Below are 10,641 nucleotides of genomic sequence, written 5' to 3'. Positions count from 1 at the left end.
ATGGACCGTTTCCTGAAATGAATGCAGTATAGGATTAAGACTAATTCTATTTGAAATAGCAGACATTGTCTCTTCCCTGATTTGTTTCAAATAATAAGCCTTATCAATCCCATGAAAAGTATCTACAATCTCATCTGCCAATCTTACAAATCCATAAATTGCATAAATAGGTTGGCGCAGAGATTTTTCAAACATTCGTATACCCAAAGAGAAAGAGGTACTGTATTCCTTTGTCATCTGTTCGCTCATAAGGATACAAACCTTATCATATAGCTTTCTATGATTCATTGGCTTTTATTTTTTCGTGTATAAGCTGGGCAGCAATTTCACCGGAAATCATGGATGGTGGAAGTCCAGGACCGGGATGTGACAGCTGACCAGCATAAAACAGATTCTTTATTTTTTTATGTCTGATTCTTGGTTTTAATAAAGATGTCTGCCTTAAAATATTTGATAACCCATAGGCATTACCTTTATAACTATTATAGTCGGCTATAAAATTATCTGTACAGTAGGACCTCTTGTAAATGACATGCGGCCTTAAATCCACACCACATTTATTTGTCATCCTTGACATAATTATATCGAAATACTTTTCTCTTAGTTCCTCTTTATCTTCAATACCAGCCGCAATGGGCATCAATATAAAAATGTTTTCCCCACCTTCTGGAGCAACACCAGTATCCGTTTTCGAACAGGCGCAAACATAGAATAAGGGATCCTCGGGCCACTTTTTATGGACATAAATATCGTCGGCATGGGCTTCAAAATCAGCATCAAAAAATAAACTGTGGTGAAGCAAATTAGGTGCCTTAATGTCTAGCCCAATATAAAAGATCAGACTTCCCGGTGCCATAGCCCTTTTTTCCCAGTAGCGCTCTGAATATTGCCTGTGAGCTTTTTCTAAAAGCGATTGTTCAACATGATGATAATCGGCAGCGGCAACCACGTAATCAAATTCTATAGATTGATTTTCAATGGAAATGGAGTAAACCTTATTCTTTAGTATATTTATTTTTTCAACAGGAGTGTTAAAATGAAAAACAACTCCCTTCTTGAGTGCTAATTGATAAAATGCATCAAACAGTTTAATCATTCCTCCCTTTGGAAACCAGGTTCCTAGGACCAAATCAGCATAATTCATCAAACTGTAAAGTGCTGGTGTATCTGCTGGCTTGGCTCCTAAAAACAATACCGGAAAAGACAACCATGACCTTAATTTAGGATTTTTTATTCCTTTGTTTATGACCTTCTCGATGGATTTCAGCATTTGTAACTTAAGGAGACTTTTTAGAATTCTCCTATCCAGGTATTCCCATACGCTTAGTGCCGGTTTCCTTACAAATTCTTTCATCCCGACTTCATACTTGTATTTTGCTTCATTCAGGAATTTTTTTAGAAATGTCGAGGAACCTTTCTCTAGGTCTTCGAATATTTGATAAGTCTCTTCGATTTGGGACGGGGCATCAATTATTTTATCGTGAAAAAAAATTCTGTAAGAGGGGTCAAGTCTGATGAGTTGAAAATAATCCTTAAGATCTTCGTGGTGTTTCTTAAAAAATTCATCAAATACTTCCGGCATCCAATACCAACTAGGGCCCATGTCAAAGACAAAACCTTCCTTTTCAAATGCCCTTCCCCTACCACCATGAGTACTATTTTTTTCAAAAACCTGCACATTATATCCTTTGGAAGCAAGATCAATGGCAGCAGTCATTCCCGCTATTCCACTTCCTATTATTGCAATTTTAGTATCCGCCTTCAAAACAGTATTTAATTTTACGAATCTATGACAAAATAAAATCAATTTTGTTTAACTTTTAATAAATTTAATTAAACAAAAAGCCCCTGGCTGAGGACCAAGGGCTTTAAACTTATCATTTAATTATCTAATTATTCAGCCTTTCCACCTTTTAGGCTGTCTTGAAGAGTTTTAAGCTCTTCCATTTTTCCTTCTGCCGCAAGATTAGCTTGCTCTGGCCAAGTGGTGGGGTCATGCATTCTATACCTGGATCCAGCCGCTTCCAACACTTCTCTCAATTTATCTAACGGTGTTGCCGCCAAATCTTTAAAAGATACAACGCCTTCTGCGTGCAACAACTCAGCAATCTTTGGGCCGATTCCTTCGATAATTTTAAGGTCATCGCCTTTAGCCGCTTTTGTTGTTTTTGCCTTTGGCTTTTCTTCCGAAACAACTGGTTCGTTAAACAAATTTGTGGCTTGCGCTTCAACTTTAGATTCTTCCTTGACCTCAGTTTTTGCTGCGGCTTCCAACTTTGCTTTGGCATTTTCTTGAAGTTGCTCCTTCAAAGCACTAAATCCTTCAATTTCACCTAGGGTAGTCATTTCCACCTTAGATTGCTGTTTTTCAACAGCTTTCTTGGTTACTTGACGCTCCTGGTCCTTTTCCTTGCGAACATTGTCATCTGCCTCTCTTCTGATATCCTCAAGATATCGGGTATGTGAAACAATGATCTTTTTCTCATCCCGGTTAAACTCAATTACTTTAACGGTCAGGATTTCTTCCACATTAGCATTTTGTCCATTGTCCTTTTTCATAAATTTGATCGGAGCATAAGCTTCCAAACCATAAGGCAATTGAACAGTATAGCCTCTGTCATCTTTTCTAAGTACCGTTGCTTCGTGATAAGATCCTTCCGGGAAAACGTTTTCAAAAGTATCCCATGGGTTCTCCTCCAATTGCTTATGACCAAGTGAAAGTTTTCTGTTCTCCATATCAATGTCCAACACTTGAACATCCAACTTATTTCCTACTTTGGTAAATTCAGATGGGTGGTTAAATCTTTTGGTCCAGCTCAAATCTGAAATATGAACCATTCCTCCAATTCCTTCGCCCATTTCAACGAAGACACCATAAGGGGTTAAGTTTTTAACCACACCAGTGTGTCTTGTACCTACTGAGAAGTTCTGTTGAACATGCATCCATGGATCTTCGGTCAGCTGTTTTAAGGATAGGGACATCTTGCGTTCTTCACGGTCGATGGTCACTACTTTTGCTTCAAACTCCTGACCCTGGAAGAAGAAATCCTTTGCATGAACAGGCTGACTGTTCCAATTGACCTCGGAAACGTGAATCAAGCCTTCTACACCAGGATAAATCTCCAGAAAAGCTCCGTAATCTTCAATATTTACAATTTTTCCTTTAACTACTGAGCCTTCTACAACGTCAGCAGGTAACACATCCCATGGATGCGGTTGAAGTTGCTTCAAACCAAGAGAGATTCTCTTTTTGTTTTCATCAAAATCAAGTACCACAACATTGATCTTCTGGTTTTTCTCCAATACTTCAGATGGATGGTTAATTCTACCCCAACTGATATCTGTGATGTAAAGAAGTCCATCCACACCTCCTAAATCCAGGAATGCGCCAAAATCAGTGATGTTTTTAACCGTTCCTTCAAGAACCTGTCCTTTTTCCAGACCAGAAATAATTTGCTCTCTTTGCTCTTGAAGATCTCCTTCAATCAAGGCTTTGTGAGAAACTACCGCATTTTTAATGGTTTCGTTAATTTTCACCACCTTAAATTCCATAGTTTTCCCTACATATGCATCATAATCAACAATAGGTTTGATATCTATTTGTGATCCTGGTAAGAAGGTCTCCAATCCATTACAATCCACAATCAAACCACCTTTGGTCTTGCTGATAACGCTACCTTTGATGATTGTCCCGTTTTTGTAAGAATCTACCAAACCTTCCCAAGCACGCAAAAGCTTAGCCTTCTTTCTGGAAAGAACCAGGTGACCGTGCTCATCTTCGGTACGTTCAACATAAATTTCAACTTTATCTCCTGGCTTTAGATCCAGTTCCCTGAATTCTGAAAGCGGAATCAAACCGTCAGATTTGAATCTGATGTCAAATATTACATCATTGCCGGTTACACTTGCCACCACCCCCTGAAGCACCTGCCCATCCTGAATGGTGCTGAATGTAGCATCGTAATCTGCTAAATACTTTTGTTCAACTTCTGGTGAATAATTGACTGCATTCTTATTGGTTACACTCCAGTCAAACTCGTCATGAGGGCCGGAATAATCGTCGGCTTCGACGAGGGTCTCAAGGGCAACTTCTTCTTCCAGAAGTTCAACAACAGGCACGTCTTTTTCAAGTAGTGCGGGGTTATCCAGTGATTCCTGGATCTCTTCCGGATTCAGATCGTCGTCTTGTAATAAATCTTTTTCGTCCAACATTTTGGCATTTTTAAAGGTTAAGAAATAATTTTAGCGGCGCAAATTTAGTACAAATACTTTTATTGGAAGGAAATTTATCTTTGGATCATAAGATTAAGAGCCAAATGCAGGCTTAAAACAATACTATTTGTAGAATAAAGGGAAGTCTATTTTTGACACTCAATACAATTCTGCCCTGAACTTAGATGTTTGGTAATTTCTTTTCAACCAACATGATTAGACTTTTTTCAATGCGTATTAATTTTGTTTTTAACCTTTTAGCTTCATTAATATAGCTTACATATGCCCTCTGATGGGATTTAGAAAGCGAATAGAAATTTCTAAATGCTTCAGAGTTCTCTTTGAGTCTGGTTTCAAATTCTATCGATAAAACTACCGGTTCAAGGTTCTTCTTTGGCTTCATTTCCAGTTCATTATTTGCATTCCATGTTGCCTCCTTTATATAATCCAGGATGTGGTTTTTATGTAACTTTAAATGCTCTAAATCCTGAAACCTCCACTGGCGTTGGGCTTTAGTTACTCCTTCCTGGGCATTTACCAAATATTTAAATGGATCTTTAAGGAAGATACCTTGGAAGAACCAAAGACCCACGTAACTTTTAAAAGCGGTTATTCCAACTACATTTTTACCATTTAAACTATAAACCGGGGTTCCCCACTTTATATTTTCCTCGAGATTCAAGTCATTGGTCATAATAATTTCTCTGAGCCAGGATATTTCCTTTCCCCTGGAAGCGGGAATGGATTGGATGTATTGGTCCACTGAGGTGATTTTTTCCATTTCCCTTCAAATATCAACAAAAATGGTTAACAGCCTTGTTCAAAAAAATAATATTTGATCATTCTGAGGATAACTGTAACAATTCTTCGCTGTATTTATATTTTTACCAACTAATTCATACCATATGGAATCAAGACCCTGGTTAAAACACTATCCTCCTGGAGTTCCCGCCAATATAGAGGCGGAAGCTTATTCTTCCTTATTAGCCTTTGTTGAGGAAAGCTTTCAAAAATACAAACAGTTGAATGCATTTACCTTCATGGGTAAATCGATCACATATGGTGAAATTGATAGAAAATCAAGAAATTTCGCTGCCTATTTGCATTCCAGAGGACTAAAACCAGGTGACAGGATTGCTCTGATGATGCCTAATCTGTTGCAGTATCCAATTGCAATCTTTGGCGCCATGAGGGCCGGACTAATCATTGTGAATACAAATCCACTCTACACGCCATATGAGATGGAATATCAATTTATTGATTCCGGTGTTAAAGCAATCGTTATTGCAGAAAACTTTGCAGCCAATCTTGAAAAGGTTTTGGCTAAAACAGAAATCCAGGTGGTAATTACCACGTCTGTAGGTGAAATGCTTGGATCGATAAAAGGAGGTATCGTTAATTTTATGGTAAGGCATATTAAAAAGATGGTACCGGCTTATAATATTCCAAATACTATAGGTTTTAATCATGCTGTGGATGAGGGCGCAAAATTTTCTATAAATCCGGTAGTTCATTCACTGGATGACGTAGTTATGTTGCAATACACAGGCGGGACTACCGGCGTAAGCAAAGGAACCATGTTAACCAATCGTTCTTTAGTGGCGAATGTAATGCAAATAAAAGCGGTGATCTGTTACTTACTTAAAGAGAAACAAGAAACAGCTTTATCTCCCCTTCCTATGTATCACATCTTTGCTTTTGCGGTCAATGTTTTAGCGATGATGTCCATTGGGGCCAATACTGTTTTGATTGTGAATGCCAAAGATATTGGATCTGTAGCCAAAGCTTTTAAAACCCATAAGATCAGTTTAATGGCAGGAGTAAATACTCTATTCAATGCACTACTGAATTACCCAGGATTTGAAAAGTGTGATTTTAGTGGTTTGAAGGTTTCAGTAGGAGGAGCTATGGCAGTGCAATCCAGCGTAGCTGAACGATGGAAAAAAGTGACCGGATGTAACCTGGTGGAAGGATATGGAATGACAGAGGCTTCTCCTGTGGTCAGTTTGAATCCACTAGATGGTTCCGGACGTCTAGGAACCATCGGCTTACCCGTCCCTTCCACAGATGTCAGAATTGTAGACGATAATGGAAGAATTTGTAATTTCGGAGAACCCGGAGAAATTCAAGTGAAAGGACCACAAGTGATGAAGGGTTATTACAACAAACCTGAAGAAACAGCCAACACAATTAAAAACGGATGGCTTTGTACCGGTGATGTAGGAATCATGGAAGAAGATGGCTATTTTAAAATAGTGGACCGAAAAAAAGACATGATTCTAGTATCCGGTTTTAATGTTTATCCAAATGAAATAGAAGACGTCATTGCTAAAAATGAAAAGGTCCTGGAAGTAGCAGTCGTCGGTATACCCGATGAAAAATCTGGTGAACTTGTAAAAGCGTTTGTAGTTAAAAAAGATAAAAGTCTAACCGAAGATGAGGTGATAGAATTCACCCGAAACTATCTTACCAATTATAAAATTCCAAAGGCAGTAGAATTCAGAGAGTCTTTACCTAAAACCAATGTAGGAAAGATATTGAGAAGAGAATTGAGGAATTGATCTTTTTTAAATTTGTATGTTTTTCCATCAAGAAAATGGAGTTCCTTAACACATTAATAGTGCAGTAAACGATATAAAAACTTATCCGTTTCTTTGCACTTGTAACTAGCACATGATTAAATATGAAAGTTCTTCTAATTGGCTCTGGTGGTCGTGAACATGCATTTGCTTGGAAACTTGCACAAAGCCCGAAACTAACAAAACTATATATTCTGCCAGGAAATCCTGGTACAGCTGAAATTGGGGAAAATATTAGCATCAGTGCAGATGATTTTAATGGCATTCTGGAGGTCATTAGAGATAAAAAAATTGATTTGGTTCTTTGTGGACCGGAGGTGCCTTTGGCAGAAGGTCTTATGGACCTCATTGAAGAAGCTGAATTTCCTGATAAACCAATATTGATTGGCCCTGGGGCTTTGGGTGCCAGATTGGAAGGAAGCAAACAGTTTGCCAAAGAATTTATGGTGAGACATCATATACCCACGGCAGGTTATCGAGCTTTTGACCGGTATGAATTGGAATTGGCATTTAACTATATCCAAACTATGAATACGCCAATTGTAATCAAAGCGGATGGTTTGGCAGCTGGTAAAGGAGTAGTCATTGCCGAGACAAAAGCGCAGGCATTTATGGAGATCGAAGAGATGTTGGGTGGGAAATTCGGCAAAGCATCCAGCCATTTAGTGATTGAAGAATTTTTATCTGGAATAGAATTTTCAGTTTTCGTTTTAACCAATGGAACTCAATATGTACTACTTCCGGAAGCGAAAGATTACAAAAGAATTGGGGAAGGCGATACAGGTTTAAACACCGGAGGAATGGGTGCCATCTCCCCTGTGAGTTTTGCATCCACAGAATTAATGAAGAAGGTGAGGGATAGAATAATTCTTCCGACACTTTCCGGATTGCAAAATGAAAACATCCCATACAAAGGTTTCATCTTCTTTGGTTTGATTGTTGTCAAAGGTGAGCCGTATGTAATTGAATACAACTGCCGTATGGGAGATCCTGAAACAGAGTCTGTTTTACTAAGGCTAGACAATGATCTGCTTGAACTCTTTCTTCTTTGTGATCAAAATAAATTAGAAGATGTTAAATTAGATATTTCGGAAAAATATGCTGCAACAATTTGTCTGGTAAGCGGGGGTTATCCGGGAGATTTTGAAAAAAATAAATCCATCACTTTACCTGAGCATAAATCTAATGATTCTGTAATTTTCTTTTCAGGGGTTAGTAAAAATAACGATCTTCTTGCTACCTCAGGAGGTAGAGTTTTTGCAGTGAGCAGTTTGGGTAATTCCAAATCTGATGCAATAAATAAATCAACTAAATTGGCTGAACAAATTAAATTTGAAGGCAAATACTATCGCAAAGATATAGGGTTTGACCTCTAAACCATGGAGTACAAAATTGAAGAAATTGCTAAAATTATTAATGCCAGAATCATTGGACAATTTGATTCTGAATTAAAAGTCAGTCATGTCGAAACTGACTCACGCTACATAAGCTACCCTTCAACAAGTATCTTCTTTGCTCTTGAAGGACAACACACCAATGGTGATCAGTTCATTCCTGAACTTGCAGAAAAAGGTGTAAGAGTTTTTGTGAGTCAGCATTTAAGAAAAGCTCCTGAAAATTGCTGCATTCTTTTAGTCAAAAACAGTCTGACCGCTTTGCAGAAATTAGCTATTGCACATAGAAACCAATTCGCAATACCGGTGATAGGAATTACCGGAAGTAATGGAAAAACTACTGTGAAGGAATGGCTGTCACAAATTCTTCAAAATAATTTACAAGTATGTAAAAATCCAAAAAGTTACAACTCTCAAATTGGAGTAGCCTTATCCATTCTTGAATTGGAAAAAAATCACGAAATAGCTATTTTCGAAGCCGGTATTTCACAGAAGTCAGAAATGCCGCGATTAGAAGCAATTATCCAACCAGATTTCGGAATTTTTACAAACATTGGGGATGCCCACGAAAGTGGATTTAAAAGCCAAACTGAAAAATTAACCGAAAAGATAAAATTATTTAAAAATTCTAATCTACTACTTTATTGTGGTGATCATGAGGCTATTCATAAAATTCTCCGGAAGAAAAAAAATACAATAACTTGGGGATACTTACCGCATAATGAAATTGTGGTCTCCAGAGATAATAATCCAAATCAAACGACATCCTTAAATTTTTCATGGAAGAATATTTCCTATTCATTTAACTTACCTTTTACCGATTCATCTGCAATAGAAAATGCTTTGCATGCCATCATTACTTCCATTCATTATAAAATTGATTCTTTTGTTATTCAAGAGACCATTAATCGATTTCACGGTTTAAAATTAAGATTAGAACAAAAAGAAGGACTTTATGGCTGTGTCTTGATTAACGACAGTTACAGTTTGGATTTAAAGTCTCTTAAACTTGCGTTTCAGTTTGTGGATCAACAAAACCAAAATCTAAAACGAAGCCTGGTTATTTCTGATTTTGCCTCACGCCAACATGATATATCTTTATTCAAAGAAATTACCCATCTCTTAAAACAATTTGGCTTCAGCAGAGTGGTTGCAATTGGCAATAAGATTAAAAAACTAAAAGCTCATCTTCCTGAAAGTATTCACTTTTTATCCTTTTCGTCAACTGAAGAATTTCTGAAATCTCTAGATGAGATCTCATTTAAAAATGAATGCATACTGATAAAAGGTGCTCGAAATTTCACTTTGGAAAAATTTTTTACAGAATTTGCATTGTCCAGACACGACAGCATACTGGAAATAAATTTAAAAGCAATTGCACACAATATAAGTGTTTATAAATCCTGCCTCAACAAAAAAACAAAAATCATGGCAGTGGTTAAAGCCTCTGCATATGGATCCGGACAATATGAAATTGCACGATATCTTGAGCACCGCGGCATTGACTATCTTGCTGTAGCATACACAGATGAAGGAGTCCTGCTGCGTCAAAAAGGAATTCAGAAACCAATTATGGTGATGAATACAGGAAATGCAGATTTTGATGAACTCCTTAGTCACAGACTCGAACCTGAAATATTTTCCATTGATCAATTAAGAAGATTTATCAAAGAAACAGATCAACACAAACAATGTATCATTCATCTTAAACTTGAAACTGGAATGAACCGGCTGGGATTTCAGCAAAAAGAAGTAGAGGAATTGAATTCTATTCTCAAATTAAATCCCTATATAAAAATTGGTTCAATATTTAGTCATCTCTCTGGAAGTAGTGATGCTAAATGGGATGAATTCACTAATGTACAATACAAAACATTTAAATCATTTGCAAAAATGATTACTAATCAAATTGGATACATTCCATTACTTCATATTTTAAATAGTTCAGGAATCGCAAGACATCCAAATATGCTATTAGATATGGTCCGACTTGGAATTGGTATGTATGGCATAGAGAGTGATCCTAACGTGGGTGGGCAACTGGAGAAAGTACATATTCTAAAAACTAAAATTACTCAAATTAAAAATATTGCCAAGGATGAATCCATTAGTTACAACCGTTCGGGCCAGTTGAACAAAGACAGCAAAATTGCGGTTCTTAGTCTAGGATATGCAGATGGACTTCCAAGAATTGCGGGAACCAAAAAATATAAAATGTGGATACACGGAAAAGAGATACCAATTGTTGGTGTAGTTTGCATGGACATGTGCATGGTAGACATCAGTAATTGCTCTGAAGCCAAAGTGGGTGACGAGGTCGAAGTTTTTGGAAACCATATTCCCATTGAAAATTTAGCTAAAGTAAGTGAAACAATACCTTATGAAATTTTATGTGGTATCTCGCCAAGAGTAAAAAGAATATTTTTAGAGGATTAATGTCAACTAAACATTAAAAA

General features: G+C 37.2%; 7 protein-coding genes (1 of these 7 cut by a window edge). 3 read left to right on the top strand and 4 right to left on the bottom strand.

The genetic code is table 11. The annotated features are described in order from the left end of the window. The 4 genes from IPJ83_02980 to IPJ83_02965 all read right to left on the bottom strand — a co-directional run. Positions 1–288, bottom strand: the 5' end (the start) of a protein-coding gene (locus IPJ83_02980; GenBank protein MBK7879513.1) for a phytoene/squalene synthase family protein. The gene continues 558 nt to the left of window position 1, outside the view; 288 of the gene's 846 nt are visible here — the first part of the coding sequence; the start codon lies at positions 286–288; its stop codon lies off the left edge, out of view. Beyond that, on the bottom strand, positions 278–1,717 hold the full coding sequence (gene crtI / locus IPJ83_02975) for a phytoene desaturase (protein ID MBK7879512.1): 1,440 nt from the start codon (positions 1,715–1,717) through the stop codon (positions 278–280). The genes IPJ83_02980 and crtI overlap by 11 nt, the downstream gene beginning before the upstream one ends. A 176-nt stretch (positions 1,718–1,893) precedes the next feature. Next, complete coding sequence (gene rpsA, locus IPJ83_02970; GenBank protein ID MBK7879511.1) at positions 1,894–4,212, bottom strand: 30S ribosomal protein S1; 2,319 nt, start codon at positions 4,210–4,212, stop codon at positions 1,894–1,896. A gap of 181 nt (positions 4,213–4,393) precedes the next feature. Next, entirely contained in the window at positions 4,394–4,993 is a 600-nt protein-coding gene (locus IPJ83_02965) for a YdeI/OmpD-associated family protein (GenBank protein MBK7879510.1), read from the bottom strand. Positions 4,994–5,117: 124 nt separating this feature from the next. On the opposite strand from IPJ83_02965, the gene IPJ83_02960 reads away from it, so the two are divergent. From IPJ83_02960 to IPJ83_02950, 3 genes are all read left to right on the top strand, one after another. Further along, on the top strand, positions 5,118–6,773 hold the full coding sequence (locus IPJ83_02960) for an AMP-binding protein (protein MBK7879509.1): 1,656 nt from the start codon (positions 5,118–5,120) through the stop codon (positions 6,771–6,773). Between the two features lie 122 nt (positions 6,774–6,895). Further along, positions 6,896–8,167 (top strand): phosphoribosylamine--glycine ligase, encoded by a 1,272-nt coding sequence (purD, locus tag IPJ83_02955; GenBank protein MBK7879508.1) that lies wholly within the window; start codon positions 6,896–6,898, stop codon positions 8,165–8,167. A gap of 3 nt (positions 8,168–8,170) precedes the next feature. Continuing rightward, on the top strand, positions 8,171–10,621 hold the full coding sequence (locus IPJ83_02950; GenBank protein MBK7879507.1) for a bifunctional UDP-N-acetylmuramoyl-tripeptide:D-alanyl-D-alanine ligase/alanine racemase: 2,451 nt from the start codon (positions 8,171–8,173) through the stop codon (positions 10,619–10,621). Positions 10,622–10,641: the final 20 nt, after the last annotated feature.

Source organism: Candidatus Vicinibacter proximus (assembly GCA_016713905.1).
GTDB classification, from domain to species: Bacteria; Bacteroidota; Bacteroidia; order Chitinophagales; family Saprospiraceae; genus Vicinibacter; species Vicinibacter proximus.
The sequence above is the reverse complement of the archived record's forward strand: the minus strand, read 5'-3'. Positions and strand labels throughout refer to the sequence as shown.

Coding starts and splice junctions, on each gene's coding strand:
- IPJ83_02950 (MBK7879507.1), top strand. CDS start 8,171: ATGGAGTACAAAATTGAAGAAATTGCTAAAATTATTAATGCCAGAATC.
- IPJ83_02960 (MBK7879509.1), top strand. CDS start 5,118: ATGGAATCAAGACCCTGGTTAAAACACTATCCTCCTGGAGTTCCCGCC.
- IPJ83_02965 (MBK7879510.1), bottom strand. CDS start 4,993: ATGGAAAAAATCACCTCAGTGGACCAATACATCCAATCCATTCCCGCT.
- rpsA (MBK7879511.1), bottom strand. CDS start 4,212: ATGTTGGACGAAAAAGATTTATTACAAGACGACGATCTGAATCCGGAA.
- purD (MBK7879508.1), top strand. CDS start 6,896: ATGAAAGTTCTTCTAATTGGCTCTGGTGGTCGTGAACATGCATTTGCT.
- crtI (MBK7879512.1), bottom strand. CDS start 1,717: ATGACTGCTGCCATTGATCTTGCTTCCAAAGGATATAATGTGCAGGTT.